The sequence below is a fragment of the Paenibacillus sp. MCAF9 genome, from assembly GCF_052114265.1.
Classification (GTDB): Bacteria; Bacillota; Bacilli; order Paenibacillales; family Paenibacillaceae; genus Pristimantibacillus.
This window is the reverse complement of sequence record NZ_JBFREL010000102.1, coordinates 1-398: the sequence shown is the minus strand read 5'-3', so window position 1 is coordinate 398 and position 398 is coordinate 1. Positions and strand designations below refer to the sequence as shown.

Sequence of the window (398 nt, the reverse complement as noted above, 5' to 3'; positions counted from 1 at the left end):
GTAACGAAAAGACAAGTGAGAATCTTGTCCGCCGAAAGCCTAAGGGTTCCTGAGGAAGGCTCGTCCTCTCAGGGTAAGTCGGGACCTAACGCGAGGCCGAAAGGCGTAGTGGATGGACAACAGGTTGAAATTCCTGTACCACCGAAGATYGTTTGAGCAATGGGGTGACACAGAAGGGCAGTGACGCGGACTGATGGAATAGTCCGTCCAAGCAGTGAGGCTGATCGATAGGCAAATCCGTCGATCATAAGGCTGGGCTGTGATGGGGAGCGAAAATTGCAGTAGCGAAGGTCATGTACTCCGGCTGTCAAGAAAAGCCTCTAGTGAGATCTAGGTGCCCGTACCGCAAACCGACACAGGTAGGCGAGCAGAGCATGCTAAGGCGCGCGGAAGAACTC

At 53.9% G+C, this 398-nt stretch carries 1 rRNA gene; it reads left to right on the top strand.

The window, feature by feature from the left end:
* Positions 1-398 (top strand): 23S ribosomal RNA (locus tag AB4Z45_RS33080); the annotation flags it as partial.